Raw genomic sequence first — 16,894 nt, 5'->3', positions numbered from 1 at the left:
CAGCCCCCTCATCATTTTACAGATTAACAGGACAGACCCATGCCCACATCCTCTTTCACACATGACCAGCTTCTGGACCGTCTGGCCGAAGTTTCCGTCCGTACGGGGCTGAACATCACACCTGGCCAGCAGCTCATCATCACGGCAGGGCTGGAAGCCGTACCCCTCATCCGGCGCATCACGGCCCATGCATACAAGGCCGGAGCGTCACTGGTCACAACCCTGTATCAGGATGATGAGACTACGCTGGCCCGCTTCCAGCACGGTCATGAAGACAGCTTTGACACGGCAGCGGGCTGGCTGGCCAACGGCATGGCGGAAGCCTTTGGCAAAGGAGCCGCCCGCATGGCCATCACGGGGGGGAACCCGACCCTGCTGAAGGACCAGAACCCGGACCACATCTCCCGTGTCAGCCGGGCCAGCTCCACGGCCTATCGTCCGGCCATGGAACGCATCACCAATTTTGACATCAACTGGAACATCATTGCCTGCGCCACACCGGCCTGGGCCGAGCAGGTTTTTCCACATCTGCCAGCAGAGGAAGCCCTCACCGCCCTGTGGAATGGCATCTTCCAGGCCTCCCGCGTGGATGTGACCGACCCGGTAGCCGCCTGGGCGGACCATAACCGGACCCTCCATGCCCGTGCTGCCATGCTGAATGACCGCCGCTTCGACGCCCTGCACTTCACCGGACCGGGCACAGACCTGACGGTCGGGCTGGCGGATGGCCACCTCTGGGCCGGTGGTGCCGAAGAAGCCAAGAATGGCATTGTCTGCAACCCGAACATCCCGACAGAGGAAGTCTTCACCACCCCACACTGTGCCCGTGTGGAAGGGACCGTCTCCAGCACCAAGCCACTCTTCCATCAGGGATCGCTGATTGACGGAATCCGGGTCCGCTTCGAAAAGGGGCGCATCGTGGAGGCTCATGCCAGCAAAGGCGAAGATGTGCTGAAACGCATTCTGGACAGTGATGAAGGCGCACGCCGCATTGGCGAGGTTGCCCTCGTACCCCACTCCTCCCCCATCTCCCGGAGTGGCATCCTGTACCAGAACACCCTGTTCGATGAGAATGCCGCCTGCCACATCGCTCTTGGGCAGGCTTACACGAAATGCATGACCAACCCTGAAGGGCAGAGTGAAGAAGAGCTGATCGCCCGTGGAGCCAATCATTCCATCATCCATATCGACTGGATGATCGGTTCCGACAGGATCAACATTGACGGCCTGAAGGATGGCCAGCGCACACCCCTCATGCGCTCTGGCGAATGGGCCTGACCCCTCCAAGGAAACAGTAACCGTGACCATTGCTCTTGACCCCGCCCGCCTGCCAAAGCTGGACATCCTCTCCCTCGCCCGGACCGGCCTCATCCTCCGTGCCGAGCGGGAGACACCCGATACGGGTATCCCCAGTTTCCTGACCCGGTCAGGCTGGGTCGAGCTGGTCACCCATCACCGTCGCTCCACAACCGACGGAATTGAAACGGAGGAGCAGACAGCCAACCGCCTGCTCCCCGCACTGGAGCGCATCTGCGCCCGCCTCCTCAGCGAGGCGGCCCGTGGGGCAAAGGCACAGGACAGGCAGGATGCCTCCGTCTTTACCGTGGAAACAGACCTTTTCCCCAGCTCTACGCAGACACGCATTGTCCTGGTTGCAGACAGGACCCATCCCGTTGCCTGCGCCCTGATCGGCACGCCAGAACAGATCACCCAGCTTCTGGCCTCCACCGATACGAAGAGCGGTGAAGCCTGAAACGATTCGGACCTCCTACATCCTATTTCCAAATGTTTTACCCTCGAAATAGGATTAAAACAGTTTTATTTTATCATTAAAAGAATTGATGACCTGCCCCGTTCCCATAAAAAAAATTAGGAACGTTCTATAACCCTTGTTCGACAGGCCCATTTAGCAACACTATATTGTTGCTTAATTTTTCACTTATATTTAAATACATTTTTTTACTATGGTAATTGATGAAAATAATTTCAGTATGCGAAAAAAAATTATAAATTAAATGTAAGTATAACTTCATATTACCTTATCAGAAGCCCGTCATATTCTTCTTTTCTGTAAAGAAAAACATCAAAAAACCCCTTATTTGACACAAAAAAGTCCTATGATTCCGACATATACGACGAAAGTTCTGGTTGTATGGATTGCTAAAAAAACAATCAAAGGTTGCATTTCATAAAAAATCTCTTCCATAATACAACCGTTCCAAGGGGAGTTGAAATTATGCGTATTCTCATCGCTGATAGCGACAGCGGCGCTGTAAGCCATCTGGTAAAGGTACTGGGGAAGTCCTCTTACGCGGTCGACCACGTCAAAACCGCCGATGAAGCCCTCAACATGTTCAAGCACTATGAATATGATCTCTTCATAACCGAGCTGGTACTGAGCGACCTGCCGGGAGAAGAGCTCATCCGTCAGGTCCGACGCTCCCGGATCTCCACGCCCATCATGGTTCTGTCCGTCCGGACAGACTCCCCGACCAAGGTGGCCGCCTTCTCAGCTGGGGCTGATGACTACGTTACCAAACCCTTCGACATGAGCGAGACCCAGGCGCGCATCCAGGCTCTGACCCGCCGTTCTTACGGCATCGCTGAATCACGCCTGTGCGTTGGCCCGCTGGAACTGGACCTTGAAAGCCGGATGGTCAGCGTCAATGGTCACTTCCTGCACCTCACCAGCAAGGAATATTCCATTCTGGAGCTGCTGCTCCTGCGCAAGGGTGCAGTCCTCACCAAGGACATGTTCCTGAACCATCTCTATGGTGGCATTGACGAACCCGAAATGAAGATCATTGATGTCTTCATCTGCAAGCTGCGGCGCAAGCTTCAGCGCTTCGGTGCCGAACACATGATCACCACTGTCTGGGGTCGGGGGTACATCCTTCAGGATCCGGCCGTGGCGGCTGGTACCTCTGCTTCTTCGCAAGGCTTTACCGAAGGGTCGGCTCCCCTGCGTCAGGCAGGCTGAAATCCAGGCACGGAGCAGCCCTCCCATCTCCCGTGAAGTAAAGAAAAAGGCCCTTGCCCCATGGTGCAGGGGCTTTTTCTTTACTTCACGGGAAAGGCTTTTCAGGCTCCGGCCAACGTCTGGATATGGGCACTGACCCGGTCCACGACCTCGGCTACCAGAGCCCTGTCCCGGGCCTCCACCATCACGCGGATCAACGGTTCTGTCCCGCTGGCCCGCAGTACAAGACGCCCCTTCCCCTTCAGCCGTTCTTCCGCCCAGCTGACAATCTCCCCAAGGGCCGGATGCTTCATGGGATTATCACCCTTGTAGGCCACATTTTTCAGGGTCTGGGGATAAGGCTCAAAAAGATGACACAGCTCACTGGCTGGCTGGCCGGATTCCACCAGAGCTGCCAGAACCTGAAGCGCCGCCAGCAGGCCATCCCCTGTTGTGGCGTGATCGGACAGCACCATATGGCCGGACTGCTCCCCGCCAAGATTGCCTCCCGTCTGGCGCATGCGCTCCACAACATAACGGTCCCCGACAGCCGTTCGATACAGGCTTAGCCCCTGCGTTGCCAGATAATCCTCCAGCCCGATATTGGACATGACAGTCGCCACGATCTCGGAACCATTCAGCCGCCCCATGCGCTTCCAGAGTGTAGCGATGAGAGCCAGTATCTGGTCCCCGTCCACCAGCTCGCCCCGCTCATTGGTGAACAGGACACGGTCCGCATCCCCATCCAGCGCAATACCGCAATCTGCCCCATGAGCCCGCACAGCTTCACAGAGTGCCTGCGGATGGGTAGAGCCGACACCATCATTGATGTTCAACCCATCCGGTGAGGCCCCTATGGTTATGACCTCTGCCCCCAGCTCCCAAAGGGCTGCAGGTGCCACACGGTAGGCAGAACCATGCGCACAATCGAGCACGATTTTCAGGCCATCCAGCCGCAGTCCCCGCGGGAAGGACGATTTGACACTCTCAATATACCGGCCTGCCGCATCATTCAGGCGGGAGGCCCGCCCTATGGCCGCAGGCGATGCCAGCTGTCCGCTCAGATCGTCCCCCATCAGGGCTTCGATCTCTGCCTCAACAGCATCGGAAAGCTTGAACCCGTCCGGACCGAACAGCTTGATCCCGTTATCCGTGAAAGGATTGTGGGATGCCGAAATCATGACACCCAGATCAGCCCGCAGGGAGCGGGTCAGAAAAGCAACAGCAGGCGTAGGCAGCGGCCCCAGCAGGACGACATCCACACCTGCCGAGAGAAAACCGGACACCAAGGCACACTCGATCATGTAACCGGAAAGACGCGTATCTTTGCCCAGCACAACCGTGTGGCGATGCTGGCGCCCTGTCTGCCGGCAGAAATACAGACCCGCCGCCTGCCCCAGCTTCTGGGCTATCTCCACCGTCATGGGTGCCGTATTGGCCTCGCCACGGATCCCGTCAGTCCCGAAAAACTTCCGCCCGTCTGCCATGACTTCCCCTCCGTCTTCCATACCATATGCGGCTTCTGCCAACAGCTGACAGGGCTTGCCTTCCTGCACCAGATGCTCCCTGCAATGCCAGCCATTCCCCCGATACGCAAGCCTTTCATAAACAGAACGGGCGCATGGCCAATGCTGCCATGCGCCCGTCATCCCTGTCAGTCAGACCAGAATAGCCTCAGCCCGATCAGGCCGGCTGGGAGGCCACTTCTCCCCCACTGGCAGCGCCCGACATGGCACCGGAAGATGGCACCGACGGACGACGCCCATTGAAGGAATATTCCTCCTCTTCTTCCTTGCCCAGCGGTTCCCCCCGGATGACCTTTTTCACTTCCTCGCCCGTCAGCGTCTCATATTCCACCAGCGCCGCAGCAAGGGCATGAAGGGCATCAATATGGGTCAGAAGAGTATGCTTGCACTGGCCATATGCCTGATCGATCAGCTTGCGGACTTCCTGGTCGATCTCACGACCTGTCTGGCCGGAAATCTGACTCCTGTCCGTGCAGTCCACCATGCCGATAAGCTCGCTCATGCCGATCTGTGCCACCATGGACCGGGCTGTGCTGGTCGCCTGGCTGATGTCGGAGGCCGCACCGCTGGTCACGGCATCATGACCATAAATGATCTCCTCCGCCACACGCCCGGCCACGGCCACGACGATGCGGGCATAGGCCTCCCGACGGGATATGACATCAGGGTCCTTGTCCGGCAGGCTCATCACCATGCCAAGAGTCCGCCCACGAGGCACGATCGTAGCCTTGTGGATGGGAGTTGTCCCCGGGGTCAGCACGGAAGCAATGGCATGGCCAGCCTCGTGATAGGCTGTCATGCGCTTTTCTTCCTCCTCAATGACGGCAGACCGGCGCTCGGCACCCATCCATATCTTGTCCCGGGCCTCCTCAAACTGGGCCATGGAGACGACCTTCCTGTTCTGCCGTGCCGCAAACAGGGCGGCCTCATTGACAAGATTGGCCAGTTCCGCACCCGAAAAACCCGGCGTGCCCCGTGCAATCACCCTTGGGTTGACATCCGCAGACAGGGGCAGCTTCTTCAGATGAACCTGAAGAATCTTCTCACGCCCCAGCATGTCCGGGTTGGGCACGACGACCTGCCGGTCGAACCGGCCCGGACGCAGCAGAGCCTGATCCAGCACATCGGGACGGTTGGTCGCTGCAATGAGGATGACCCCCTCGTTACTGTCGAAACCATCCATCTCCACAAGCATCTGGTTCAGTGTCTGCTCACGTTCATCATTGCCACCTCCCAGACCAGCACCACGCTGGCGGCCTACGGCATCGATCTCATCGATGAAGATGATGCAGGGCGCATTCTTCTTCCCCTGTTCGAACATGTCACGGACACGGGATGCACCAACACCGACGAACATCTCGACAAAATCGGATCCGGAAACGCTGAAGAACGGCACATTGGCCTCGCCAGCCACGGCACGGGCCAGCAGGGTCTTCCCTGTACCGGGAGGACCAACCAGCAGAACACCCTTGGGCAGGCGTCCCCCCAGACGGGTGAATTTATGCGGGTCCTTGAGGAAGTCGACAATCTCGACAAGGTCTTCCTTGGCTTCGTCCACCCCGGCCACGTCGGCAAAGGTGACACGCCCCTTCTTCTCCACCATCATCTTGGCACGGGACTTGCCGAAGCTCATCGCCCCCCGCCCGGCCCCGCCATTCTGCATCTGGCGAAAGACCATGAAGCCCAGGCCCAGCATCAGGATGATCGGCAGATAAGCCGCAATGTAACGAAGAACGGGATTGTCATCACTCTGGGGCGGGTGGGCAGTCACCTCAACTCCAGCCGCCGTCAGCCGGGACACCATCGAGGGGTCGGACGGAGCATAGGTCTCGAACGACGTACCATTGGTCAGCACGCCGGAAATGTTCTGCTCCCGGATGGTAACGGACCGGACCTCATGACGCTCCACATCATGCACGAAGTCAGAATAGGCGATCTTCTGAACGGCCTGTCGGCTGCCCCCAGGCTGGAATGCCGCCAACATGCCGATGACCGCCAGGACGATGACCACCCAGATCGCAACATTACGGCCAATGTTTTTCATCTCTTCAAAAACCTCACAAATCGGGACGCACAGGCCGGGCCGGCGTCACACTCAGTGCCTTCAAGATAGGTATTTCTGGCAGCGTTCCCACCCCCATCAGGCCAAAATGGATGAAAAACCCTGATTCCGCCTCATTCGCACGGCCTGTTTCATCCCGTCCAGTCCCGTTCCCCTGTCAGGGGCGTTCCCCCATCCCAGACAAAAGTCACACGGGGCAGGTCGGGCCGCAGCCCTCTCATGCCCTCTGGAACTGCAACAGGTTCACCCCCAACCCACAGGGCAGGCAGAGCGGGCAGAACACAGGCCGGAACGGCCCGGCCCGCCCGCTGCCACGGCCCCAGAGCCGCCACGACCGCATCCGTATGATCAGGCCCCAGATACCGCCAGCGCCCGTCCCAGCACTGCCCATGCCGGGCCGGACGCTTTTCCGTCAGATTCCTGGCCTCGCGGTACAGCATCCAGCCTGTTTCCCGCCCCCGGAGAGGATGCAGGCAGACCCGCCCCAGAGAGCCTTTTCCAGCCCGCCGCAGGGCCACAACAGCCTGACGGGAAGGCACATAATCCTGCCCCCCCACAAGGCGGATCAGCCGCCCCAGCAATTCATCCTCCAGCAACGGCTCCGTGTCATGATCCTCACCGCCCCCCAGCTGAAGAATTTCCGGTGCAAGTTTCAGCCATCCTTCCGGCTGCCAGGCTACCCCACAGGCCATGAGAGCCGCCAGCCGATCCTCAACCCTCTTCTGTCTGGCACAGGCACCCTGCCTTAGAACATGCATCGCCCGCCGCCCGGCATCTGTCAGATCCTGCCGGACTTCCACACGGCGGAAACGGCGGTTCTGATTTGATGGGTCCTCACACCAGGACACCCCAGCGGTGCGCAGCGTCATTTTCAGCCGTTCCGGCCGAATCCCCAATAACGGCCTCAGCAGAGTGATCCGCCCCCGCACAGTCCGGGCCGCCATGCCACACAATCCCCGGGGTCCACTGCCCCGCTCCTGACGCATCCAGAGTGTTTCCTCCTGGTCCGCCTCATGATGCGCCACCAGCAGAACGGAGCCTCCAGCGTCGATACAGGCACTTTCCAGAACACCGAAACGGGCTTCTCTGGCCCGGTTCTGTATCCCGCCGGGTCTGAGAGGGGCCAACGTGAGCTGCCGTGCCGGGATATCCAGTTCCGCAAGACGCTGGCAGGTCAGAGCAGCTTCCCCGGCCGATTCAGGCCGCAGGGCATGATCCACGACCAGCGCCAGAACATGGCGCCTCCACCCGCGGGCCAGCAAGGCCAATGCCATGGAATCGCCCCCACCAGACACGGCGATGCAGAGTGGATGCGTCGCCTCATCCGGCCCCACAGGACCGATCCGGGACATGATGTCAGAAAACTCACCGGGCGTGACGGGCCTCACCCCATCTTTATCCAGCTCCGTCGTCCCCACCATGCTCCTTAATGACAGCCTGCCCGCTCGCTGAAAATTTTCTCGGACGACTTCACCCGGGCCGAAGCATTGGGGAATTCCTTGTGCAGCCGTTGCAGGGCCTCGCAGGATGCCGTCCTGTTGCCCAGTGCCAGCATGGACGCCGAAACACCCAGCAGGGCCTCTGGTGCCCGTGGGGAATCAGGCGAATGGCTGTACACATCGTAGTAGGTCAGTGCGGCATTCTTGTAGGATTTCTGCCCGGCCAGCGACTGCGCCAGCAGATACTGGGCCTCCGTGCGGCTCCAGCCCGTCTTGCTCTGCTTGAGGGCCTGCCGGGCCTGTGTCTCCGCAGCCTCATACTGATGGGCCTTCAGGGCCGCACGACCTGCCTTGAGGGTATCGGCCACGGAAGTTGCCTGTGGCGTTGCCGGCGGCGGCGCTACGACCGCCGCCGGGGCTGATGCCGCCGCTTCCCCGGCTTCGGGAGCCGGACGGGACGCAGCATGATGACCATTCTCGAGGGCAAACTGCATGTCCCCCATCTGCTTCGCCACCGCAGCCTCATCCTGATGAAGCTGATTGCTCATCTGCTCCATCTGGCCATGCATCTCCCGCACTTGGCTCTCCAGAGAATTCACACGCTCCAGCAGATTGGCCACAAGATCGCCTCCGCTACGCCCTGATGAAACACCCGAAGACCGGTTGCTGTCATCACCGCTGGATGTCGGAAGGGGAGCGGAAAGATCCTCACCCTGCTCATCAACACTGCCCACACCATCACCCAGGCCACCACCATCATGCTGACGGGCCAGTGCCTGATGCTGCCGCATGATGGCCTCGCGGGAGAGACCATCCTCCGCCCATGCCGGAGCAAATGCTGCGCTTGCCGTGCAGGAGAGCAGCACGGCCCCCAGCGCACTTTTCAGAATGGCTGAAACAGGCCCCAGAACAGGCCGAGCAGAATGACCCATGATCTCATCTCCCAACGGACAGGCAATCATCACACATAAAAAAAATCGGGCCGGTTTGCTCAACCGGCCCGACCTTTCCCGGAAAGGGCATCATCTGCCCCTTCCTACAGGTTTCCCGGAACCGTGCCTGCTTTAACGGACAGACGTAATGGCGTTACGGTTCTGTGCCCATGCTTCCGGCGTATCACCATCAGCTGTCGGCCGGTCCTTACCATAAGAGATCGTCATGATACGGGACGGCGCCACACCCTTGGCCTCCAGATACTCACGGGCAGCATTGGCACGACGCTGACCCAGAGCAATGTTATACTCCTCGGTGCCACGGTCGTCACAGTTGCCAGCCACCAGGATGTTGACCTGCGGGTAACGGGCAAGCCAGGCAGCCTGCTTGTCCAGCGTGGCGCGGCCCTCGCTGTTGAGCTGGTTCTTGTTCAGCTCGAAATAGACGCGGTCCCCGGCAGTGGCGACCAGATCAGCCTGGCTGCCCGGAACGGGACCCTGGCTCATCTGCTGCATGTTCTGCCCATCGCCATTGTTGTCGTGGTCCTTGTGGTTACCACTACAGGCGGTCAGAGCGCAGGCCATGCCCAGCACGGCGAACATCTTCAACTTCATGACAATCTCCTGCAAAAAGATGCACCCCAGTAGATGGGGAGTTTTTCACCCACCTGCAAGACGCAGATGGGGAAAGGCGGCTGGCAGCCCGAAGGCCACCGATGCCATGGAAGCACAAGGTCTCCCATGGCCAGAAAAACATTCCCTGCGCTCAGCGCCGCAGCGGCGACCAGGCCGGGTCAGAAGCCCCGGTCGTAGTAGGAATGATATGCTCATTGAAGCCTGCCACGTCAATCACGGCGATGGAAGAGCTGAAGCCCGCTCCCCCAGCTCCTGCCGCATTCTGGCGACAGAATGCCAGCGCACGGCCATTGGGAGCAAAGCTTGGGCTTTCCACCGTGAAGCCCTGTGTCAGAGACCGCTCACCAACGCCATCCGGCCCCATCACGCCAAGGGTGAACCCCCCTGAACCAATGCGGACAAAAGCGATCTGGTCCCCTCTTGGTGACCACACGGGCGAGCCATAGTGACCATGGCCGTAGGAAATGCGCCGGGCATCTCCACCATTGACGCTCATCACGTAAAGTTGTGGCGAACCGCCACGGTCGGAGTTGAAGACGATGTTCTGGCCATCCGGGCTGAAGCACGGGCTGGTATCAATCACACCCGGGGCCGATGTCAGACGACGCCGATGCTGGGTCGCCAGATCAATCAGATACAGATCCGCCCCGCCATCCCTTGTCGTGGCGGACAGGATGATGCTCCGCCCATCAGGAGAAAAGCGGGGAGCGAAAGAGATACCCTCAAACGTGCCCAGAATGGTCTGCTGTCCCGTATTGAGGTCATAGACATACACACGGGGCCGATTGTTGGCATAGGACAGAAATGCCAGCTGCTCGCTGATCGGGCTGAAGCGGGGCTCCAGCGTCAGCCAGCTGCCATTGGTCAGCATGTGGGCATTGGCCCCATCCTGATCCATGATGGCCAGACGGGTGGACTGATGCCGCCGGGGACCTGTACGGGAAATATAGGCGATGCGGGTATCGAAATAACCATCCTCGCCCAGCAGGCGCTTGTAGATGGCATCCGCAATGATGTGTGCAATGCGGCGCCAGTTGCTCTGGGAGGCCGTATAGGCCCGACCTTCCATCTGCTGGCCCGCCACAACGTCCCAAAGGCGCATCTCGACCCGCACGCTGTCAGACCCGGCGGCACTGCCGGCCACGGCCACACGGGCCCCACGACCCTTCAGTGCCGAGAAATCCGGCTGAACAGAAGCCGGTACCGTTCCCCCCATGACCTGGAAAAGCCCTGTGCTGGACAGGTCGGCCGAAATGACGCCAGAAATCTGGTTCCCCAGCCCCGGCCCGAAATCAGGAATCACGATGGGAATGGGGGCCTGATGGGCGCCAGCGACCGTGATCTCTGCCGGAGCGCTGTCACCTGCTGCCCGGGCCGTCCCGCCCAGAAGAGCCAGCGGCGTGACAAGCACACCACTGGCGGCAGCACCGCCCAGAAGGGAGCGGCGGGACAGATGCCGCTGGAGGATGCCGGCTTCGGTATCAGAAAAAAACGACATGAAACAACCTCAGATAAATCCAGCCTCAGGGCTTGAACAGAAAACGGAACTGCCGCACCTGCCCCAGCAGGCGCTTCGGCACGGGCAGGCGGGAACAGGTTGGACTCAACACGGCATCCCTCGCCCGCTCGGCCTGGACCCGATAGGTCGGATCCGCTGCCATACGGGCACGGGTCTCCGGCAGAAATGTGACCATGCGGGCCTCGCCGGAGGCATCCACCGTCACCATCATGCGGGCAGAGAAATTCTGGTAATTCCGGGCCAGCGTATCCTCCTGGTAGCAGCGCTGCACGGACGACCCGATGGCATTCTGCTCACCACTTGTCAGCGCCCCGGTATCGCCATCAGGACGGCCACCACCACGGGGTGACCCACCCTGCGCCTGATTGGGCATCGCCTTGGGCGGGCGCTCCTGCTTCTCCTGGCTCCGGTACTCATCCAGCGTGGCCAGCAGGGAGCGGCTGTCCTCCTGCGTTTTTTTGGCCTCATGCTCCTGCTGGGTATGGGAGAGCTGCGGCTTGGCAGGGGGCTTTTCCACCTTGTGATCCGGCGCCTTGACCTGTGCCTGCTTATGCACGGGCTCCGGCTTCGGCTTTGCCTGTTCACTCACCTCACCCTTTTCCTGCACGGGAGCACGCTGCTGGACCGGCGTTTTCACCGCCACATGGGAAGGTTCCGGCGCAGCCTGTACAGGCCGGGGTGGTGGCGGAGCGGGCGGAGGTGGCTCAACCGGCTTCGGCTTGGGCGGCTGTGGCGCCGGTGGGGCCTTTGTCTCCGTAGGTGCCTGCGGCGCCGGAACCTCGGCCTTGTGAGAAGACCGGGCCGCTGGCCGGGCCCCGCCGGTCGTCTCATACACCATGGTGACCGTCTGCTCGTCCGGCTGAGGTTCCGGCAGCGGTGGCTGTGGATGCCAGAGCAGAAAGCCCAGCACTCCCCCATGCAGCAGCAGGGAAGCCAGCACCCCGCCCGTCACCAGGCTGGACTGCTTCCTTTCCCGCCGCTGATAGGGCGGTGGTGTTTCGTCAAACGGTGATGACGCAGAGAGGCTCACACAGTCTCTCCTTACTGGCCGCCCTGCGGCTGCTGTGCCAGCAGGGCAACATGCGTGAAGCCGCCAGATGTGATCTGCCCCATCGTGCTCATCACCTTGCCATAGTCGATATGGGCATCGGCCCGCACAAAGATGCGACGGCCAGGATCATCGCTTGCCATCTGCTTCAGCCGTGTCACGAGGTCATCCCCACTGACAGGGTCATCCCCCAGATACAGGCTGCCGTCGCTCTTGATGGATACCGTAATGGGTTTGTCGTCCGAGTTGACCGGCTTGGCGCTTGTCTGCGGCAGATCGACATTCACACCGCTGGTCAGCATCGGTGCCGTCACCATGAAGATGATGAGCAGCACGAGCATGACATCCACCAGCGGGGTGACATTGATGCCAGCTTCAGGCTGGCTCCGCCGCCTGCCCCTGCGTCCACTGCGTGATGAAGCCTCCATGATGCTCAGCCCCTCCCGCTGCCGCGCTCTTCGGACTGGCGGGAGAGGATGGCTGCAAACTCGGTCCCGAAGCCTTCCATCCGCTCAGCAAAATTGTCCACGCTACGGCTGATGAGGTTGTAGGCCACATAGGCCGGGATGGCCGTGAGCAGACCGATGGCCGTCGCAAACAGGGCCTCGGAAATGCCCGGTGCCACGACGGAAAGGTTCGTATTGTGCATGGAAGCGATGGAGCTGAATGCGTGCATGATACCCCAGACCGTCCCGAACAGCCCGACAAACGGAGCTACCGGGCCGATGGTGGCCAGCATGACGAGGTAGCGGCTCAGACGTTCGGTCTCACGAGCGACCGTAATGCTGATGGCCCGGTCGATGCGCTCGGACGTACCCCCATGAATCACGTCAATGCCCGCAATACGGGAGGACCGACGCCACTCCCCCATCGCCGCCCCGAAAACGGCAGCCATCGGATGGACAGGCCGGGCACCCTCGCTGTCATAAAGATCATCCAGAGACCCGCCGGACCAGAATCTGTCCTCAAACCCCGTAGCCTCACGATTGACCCGGCGGAGGAGAAGCACCTTCTCCACAATCACCGCCCACACAAAAATGCTGCACAGCACCAGCCCGATCATGACCAGCTGCACAGCCAGCGAAGCATTCAGGAACAGATGAAAGGGCGAAAGCCCCGCTGCCCCGGCAGCACCCAGAGCACTCGAATTCACAGCCTGATCCACTCCGCTTTCTCCTGTTTTCTATGGTTCTGTTGGATAAAGGACTACTGCCCCATGTTGCGGCAGGATGCTCCTTTTTCAATGGCACAGGACGCAGAAAGAGCAAACATCTTTATCTTTAAATCTTTTGTCAGGCGGAACGTTCTTCCGGCACCGTCAGTCCTGAGAGTTTTTCCCTGTAGGATGCCGGAAGACGCAAGGGGCTCATGCCAGCCAGCTTCAGGCAGGCCAGTTCCACCTCAATCACCACTGACTTCTGCCCCTCACGGGAAAGATTGGTGATGACCTGCCGCAGATTCAGCCGGGCTCCCGACATCTGAAGCAGCACCGTCTCCACATCCATCAGTTCATCCAGCCGCAGGGGCGCATGATACCGGATACCCAGCTGCCTGACGACAAAACCGATTCCATCCTGTTCTGCCATCTCTCCGACGCCAAGCCCAAGGCTGCGCAAGGCCTCGGCCCGGGCCCGTTCGGCAAAACCCAGATACCGGGCATGATAAACGATGCCCCCTGCATCTGTATCCTCATAATAGATACGGAACTGACAGTGATGTGCCGCCATGCTGTTCTCCCCCGATGACGGCCCCTACAGGAACCGTGGTGCCAGATTGTCTGATGGCGGTGTGAGACCGAGATAACGCCAGCCCGGTTCACCCAGCATCCGCCCCCGTGAGGTCCGCAGGACGAGCCCTTCCTGTATCAGATAGGGTTCCACGACGTCCTCCAGCGTATCACGGGCTTCTGCCAAAGCTGCCGCCAGAGTTTCCACCCCTACTGGGCCACCCCTGTGATGCTCGGCAATGCGACGCAGATAGCGCCTGTCCATCGCATCAAGACCATGACTGTCCACCTCCAGCCGGGAGAGGGCTGCATCTGCCAGCGCACGGTCAACAATCTCTTTCTTCGCCACAAGCGCAAAGTCCCGCACGCGGCGCAGCAGCCTTCCGGCAATGCGCGGCGTCCCTCGGGAACGGCGGGCAATTTCCTCGGCTCCTTCATCTGTCAGGGCCATGCCCAGCTTCCCCGCCCCCCGGCTGACGATCTGCCGCAATTCATCAGGCGTATAGAACACCAGACGCAACGGAATGCCGAACCGGTCCCGCAATGGTGTGGCCAGCAGGCCGGACCGTGTCGTAGCTGCCACGAGCGTGAAAGGCGCCAGATCAATCCGCACGGAACGGGCCGCGGGGCCTTCCCCGATGACGAGGTCCAGCTGGAAGTCCTCCATCGCCGGATAGAGGATTTCCTCAATCGCTGGCTGAAGACGATGAATCTCATCAATGAACAGCACATCACGAGGCTGAAGATTTGTCAGGATGGCCGCAAGGTCTCCAGCCCGCTGGATCACCGGCCCGGACGTGGCACGAAAGCCCACGCCAAGCTCACGGGAGACGATCTGCGCAAGAGTCGTCTTTCCCAGCCCCGGCGGGCCATGCAGCAGGACGTGGTCCAGCGCATCACCCCGTTTGCGGGCTGCCTCGATGAAGATGGAGAGATTTTCCCGACTGGCTTTCTGGCCCGTAAAGTCGGCCAGGGTCTGCGGCCGCAGGGTGGCATCGGCCACATCCTCCGGCTGGCGTGTGGCATCCGTCTCCGGCGCACGGCCGGGCGGCATATCTGGCACAAACTGGTTCATCGGCCCCGTTCTTTCCCTCTACCCTCTGCCTACCGGGCCAGTTCCTTGAGAGCAAGACGGATGATGACATCCAGCCCTTCCCCAACGTGGTCTCCAATGAGACGGCTGATGATGGGCCAGCTTTCAGCCCGACGGAAGCCCAGCCCTTCCAGCGCCATGAGGGCATCCTGCTCCAGCCCGGCACTGCCATGCAGGCTGGTACTGATGGCTGCTCCGCCCCCCCCAGCACTCATGGACGTCCCACTCATGCTGGCAGGAGCCGGCATTTTGGCCACTTTGCTCCTGAGCTCCGTCAGGAGGCGGACTGCCAGCTTGGGGCCAACCCCGGCAGCCTGCGTAAAGGCTGTCCTGTCCTCAGCATGGACAGCCTGCCAGAGCAGACTGGGGCGGCTGACTGACAGAATGGCCAGAGCCACACGGGCCCCTACACCCTGAACGGTCGTGAGAAGACGGAACCATGCCTGCTCATCCGCCTCCGCAAAACCAAAGAGCTGGATGGCATCTTCCCGCACAACCGTTTCCACCAGTACACGGGCGACTTCCGGCGGGCGGGGCAGCAGCCCCAGCGTATGGCTGGAGGCTGAGACAACATACCCCACCCCATTCACATCAATGAGGCAGTGATCACCATCGATATGAGAGACAAGGCCTGTCAGCTGTCCGATCATGCCATGCGTACTCCTGCGGCTACATGCCGGGCACTGGCCCGATGATGGGCATGGCAGATGGCGATAGCCAGTGCATCGGACGCATCAGCCCGCCGGACCTCCGCCCCCGGCAACAGACGGCGGACCATCATGCTGACCTGCTCCTTCGTGGCCGCCCCCGTACCAACCACAGCCCGCTTCACAGCCATGGCCCCATATTCATGCACGCTCAGCCCGGCAAGGGCGGGCACAAGCAGGGCCACGCCACGGGCATAGCCCAGCTTGAGCGTGGAGGAGCCGTTGCGGTTCACATAGGTTTCCTCAACGGCAGCTTCTGCAGGACCATACTGCTGGATGAGCCTCATCAGCCCCTCATGCAGGTCGCACAGACGGCGAGGAACGTCATCACCACTCTGGGTCGCCAGCACACCGTCAGCCACATGGCGCAGGCGGTTCCCCTCCACATCCACGATACCCCAGCCCATGAAACGCAGGCCGGGGTCGATCCCCATGAGACGGATCAAGCTGCCAGAGCCTCGGCCACCTCATCAGGGAGGTCGAAATTGGCATAGACGGCCTGCACATCGTCATTCTCCTCAAGCACGTCAATCAGCTTGAGAACGGAGCGGGCCTGATCCTCATCCAGCGTGACGGTCGTCTGCGGACGCCAGTCCAGCTTGGCGGAACGGGGTTCGCCAAAACGGCCTTCCAGCGCATCACGCACGCTCATCAGGGCCTCCATGGCCGTGGTGATTTCGTGGCCGTCTTCCGTGGTCTCCACGTTATCAGCCCCGGCTTCAATGGCGGCTTCCAGCATGTCATCCTCAGAAGCAGCATCCTGCGGATAGGTGATCACGCCGATATGGTCAAAGCCAAAGGACACGGAATTGGTTTCTCCCATGGAACCACCATGCTTGGAGAAAGCCGCCCGGACTTCGGAGGCCGTACGGTTGCGGTTATCAGTCAGCCCCTCGATGATGATGGCCACACCAGCCGGACCGTAGCCCTCATAACGGACGGCCACATAATCCTCACCACCACCGGCACCGCTGGCCTTCTTGATGGCACGCTCGACCGTATCCTTGGGCATGTTGACCTCACGGGCTGCCGTGATGGCAGCACGCAGGCGGGGGTTCATGGCCGGGTCTGGCATGCCGGACCGTGTGGCCACCGTGATCTCACGGATGACCTTGGCAAACTGCTTGGCGCGCTTAGCATCCTGCGCACCTTTGCGGTGCATGATGTTCTTGAACTGTGAATGTCCTGCCATGGACCTTACTTCTCCCAAAACAATGTTGAAACACCCATTACCATGCACCAGCACA

17 protein-coding genes are annotated in these 16,894 nt (G+C 60.5%); 3 read left to right on the top strand and 14 right to left on the bottom strand.

The features are described from left to right. The first annotated feature begins 39 nt into the window (after positions 1 to 39). From DTJ15_RS01900 to DTJ15_RS01890, 3 genes are all read left to right on the top strand, one after another. Positions 40 to 1,278 (top strand): aminopeptidase, encoded by a 1,239-nt coding sequence (locus DTJ15_RS01900; protein ID WP_249109298.1) that lies wholly within the window; start codon positions 40 to 42, stop codon positions 1,276 to 1,278. Between the two features lie 22 nt (positions 1,279 to 1,300). Further along, a complete protein-coding gene (locus DTJ15_RS01895) occupies positions 1,301 to 1,753 on the top strand; it encodes a hypothetical protein (protein WP_081563440.1) in 453 nt (150 codons plus the stop codon). A gap of 483 nt (positions 1,754 to 2,236) precedes the next feature. Continuing rightward, the gene (locus DTJ15_RS01890; RefSeq protein ID WP_043560843.1) at positions 2,237 to 2,980 is read left to right on the top strand and encodes a response regulator transcription factor; all 744 of its coding nucleotides are present in this window, start codon (positions 2,237 to 2,239) and stop codon (positions 2,978 to 2,980) included. Positions 2,981 to 3,081: 101 nt separating this feature from the next. Here DTJ15_RS01890 and glmM read toward each other — a convergent pair whose 3' ends face one another. The 14 genes from glmM to DTJ15_RS01820 form a co-directional block, all read right to left on the bottom strand. Then, positions 3,082 to 4,446: a phosphoglucosamine mutase gene (gene glmM, locus DTJ15_RS01885; protein WP_043561575.1), complete on the bottom strand. Its 1,365-nt coding sequence runs from the start codon at positions 4,444 to 4,446 to the stop codon at positions 3,082 to 3,084. A 196-nt stretch (positions 4,447 to 4,642) separates the two neighbouring features. After that, a complete protein-coding gene (gene ftsH / locus DTJ15_RS01880; RefSeq protein WP_043560846.1) occupies positions 4,643 to 6,529 on the bottom strand; it encodes an ATP-dependent zinc metalloprotease FtsH in 1,887 nt (628 codons plus the stop codon). Positions 6,530 to 6,678: 149 nt separating this feature from the next. Further along, entirely contained in the window at positions 6,679 to 7,968 is a 1,290-nt protein-coding gene (tilS, locus tag DTJ15_RS01875) for a tRNA lysidine(34) synthetase TilS (RefSeq protein ID WP_249109297.1), read from the bottom strand. A 5-nt stretch (positions 7,969 to 7,973) separates the two neighbouring features. Then, the gene (locus DTJ15_RS01870) at positions 7,974 to 8,918 is read right to left on the bottom strand and encodes a tol-pal system YbgF family protein (RefSeq protein WP_198027106.1); all 945 of its coding nucleotides are present in this window, start codon (positions 8,916 to 8,918) and stop codon (positions 7,974 to 7,976) included. Between the two features lie 132 nt (positions 8,919 to 9,050). Continuing rightward, positions 9,051 to 9,533 carry a peptidoglycan-associated lipoprotein Pal gene (gene pal, locus DTJ15_RS01865; protein WP_043560851.1) on the bottom strand — a complete coding sequence of 161 codons (483 nt, stop codon included), beginning with the start codon at positions 9,531 to 9,533 and terminating at the stop codon, positions 9,051 to 9,053. A 151-nt stretch (positions 9,534 to 9,684) separates the two neighbouring features. Next, positions 9,685 to 11,052 carry a Tol-Pal system beta propeller repeat protein TolB gene (gene tolB / locus DTJ15_RS01860; RefSeq protein ID WP_043560854.1) on the bottom strand — a complete coding sequence of 456 codons (1,368 nt, stop codon included), beginning with the start codon at positions 11,050 to 11,052 and terminating at the stop codon, positions 9,685 to 9,687. A 25-nt stretch (positions 11,053 to 11,077) separates the two neighbouring features. Further along, complete coding sequence (locus tag DTJ15_RS01855; RefSeq protein WP_052349152.1) at positions 11,078 to 12,103, bottom strand: hypothetical protein; 1,026 nt, start codon at positions 12,101 to 12,103, stop codon at positions 11,078 to 11,080. Between the two features lie 11 nt (positions 12,104 to 12,114). Further along, a complete protein-coding gene (gene tolR / locus DTJ15_RS01850) occupies positions 12,115 to 12,549 on the bottom strand; it encodes a protein TolR (RefSeq protein WP_043560856.1) in 435 nt (144 codons plus the stop codon). 5 nt (positions 12,550 to 12,554) lie between these two features. Next, positions 12,555 to 13,286, bottom strand: a complete 732-nt coding sequence (gene tolQ / locus DTJ15_RS01845) for a protein TolQ (RefSeq protein WP_043560857.1) — start codon at positions 13,284 to 13,286, stop codon at positions 12,555 to 12,557. 127 nt (positions 13,287 to 13,413) lie between these two features. Continuing rightward, positions 13,414 to 13,848, bottom strand: coding sequence for a YbgC/FadM family acyl-CoA thioesterase (locus DTJ15_RS01840; RefSeq protein ID WP_043560860.1), 435 nt, complete (start codon positions 13,846 to 13,848; stop codon positions 13,414 to 13,416). Positions 13,849 to 13,872: 24 nt separating this feature from the next. Next, entirely contained in the window at positions 13,873 to 14,922 is a 1,050-nt protein-coding gene (ruvB, locus tag DTJ15_RS01835) for a Holliday junction branch migration DNA helicase RuvB (protein ID WP_373364562.1), read from the bottom strand. A 29-nt stretch (positions 14,923 to 14,951) separates the two neighbouring features. Then, on the bottom strand, positions 14,952 to 15,590 hold the full coding sequence (ruvA, locus tag DTJ15_RS01830) for a Holliday junction branch migration protein RuvA (RefSeq protein WP_043560863.1): 639 nt from the start codon (positions 15,588 to 15,590) through the stop codon (positions 14,952 to 14,954). Beyond that, complete coding sequence (gene ruvC / locus DTJ15_RS01825) at positions 15,587 to 16,093, bottom strand: crossover junction endodeoxyribonuclease RuvC (RefSeq protein WP_043560866.1); 507 nt, start codon at positions 16,091 to 16,093, stop codon at positions 15,587 to 15,589. Before ruvC ends, ruvA begins: the two co-directional genes overlap by 4 nt. Continuing rightward, a complete protein-coding gene (locus DTJ15_RS01820) occupies positions 16,090 to 16,839 on the bottom strand; it encodes a YebC/PmpR family DNA-binding transcriptional regulator (RefSeq protein ID WP_043560868.1) in 750 nt (249 codons plus the stop codon). Before DTJ15_RS01820 ends, ruvC begins: the two co-directional genes overlap by 4 nt. Between the last annotated feature and the right edge of the window lie 55 nt (positions 16,840 to 16,894).

It is taken from the genome of Parasaccharibacter sp. TMW 2.1891, assembly GCF_023337675.1.
Classification (GTDB): Bacteria; Pseudomonadota; Alphaproteobacteria; order Acetobacterales; family Acetobacteraceae; genus Bombella; species Bombella apis.
The sequence above is the reverse complement of the archived record's forward strand: the minus strand, read 5'-3'. Positions and strand labels throughout refer to the sequence as shown.

Coding starts and splice junctions, on each gene's coding strand:
- DTJ15_RS01900 (WP_249109298.1), top strand. CDS start 40: ATGCCCACATCCTCTTTCACACATGACCAGCTTCTGGACCGTCTGGCC.
- DTJ15_RS01890 (WP_043560843.1), top strand. CDS start 2,237: ATGCGTATTCTCATCGCTGATAGCGACAGCGGCGCTGTAAGCCATCTG.
- glmM (WP_043561575.1), bottom strand. CDS start 4,446: ATGGCAGACGGGCGGAAGTTTTTCGGGACTGACGGGATCCGTGGCGAG.
- ftsH (WP_043560846.1), bottom strand. CDS start 6,529: ATGAAAAACATTGGCCGTAATGTTGCGATCTGGGTGGTCATCGTCCTG.
- tilS (WP_249109297.1), bottom strand. CDS start 7,968: ATGGTGGGGACGACGGAGCTGGATAAAGATGGGGTGAGGCCCGTCACG.
- DTJ15_RS01870 (WP_198027106.1), bottom strand. CDS start 8,918: ATGGGTCATTCTGCTCGGCCTGTTCTGGGGCCTGTTTCAGCCATTCTG.
- pal (WP_043560851.1), bottom strand. CDS start 9,533: ATGAAGTTGAAGATGTTCGCCGTGCTGGGCATGGCCTGCGCTCTGACC.
- tolB (WP_043560854.1), bottom strand. CDS start 11,052: ATGTCGTTTTTTTCTGATACCGAAGCCGGCATCCTCCAGCGGCATCTG.
- tolR (WP_043560856.1), bottom strand. CDS start 12,549: ATGGAGGCTTCATCACGCAGTGGACGCAGGGGCAGGCGGCGGAGCCAG.
- DTJ15_RS01840 (WP_043560860.1), bottom strand. CDS start 13,848: ATGGCGGCACATCACTGTCAGTTCCGTATCTATTATGAGGATACAGAT.
- ruvB (WP_373364562.1), bottom strand. CDS start 14,922: ATGAACCAGTTTGTGCCAGATATGCCGCCCGGCCGTGCGCCGGAGACG.
- ruvA (WP_043560863.1), bottom strand. CDS start 15,590: ATGATCGGACAGCTGACAGGCCTTGTCTCTCATATCGATGGTGATCAC.
- DTJ15_RS01820 (WP_043560868.1), bottom strand. CDS start 16,839: ATGGCAGGACATTCACAGTTCAAGAACATCATGCACCGCAAAGGTGCG.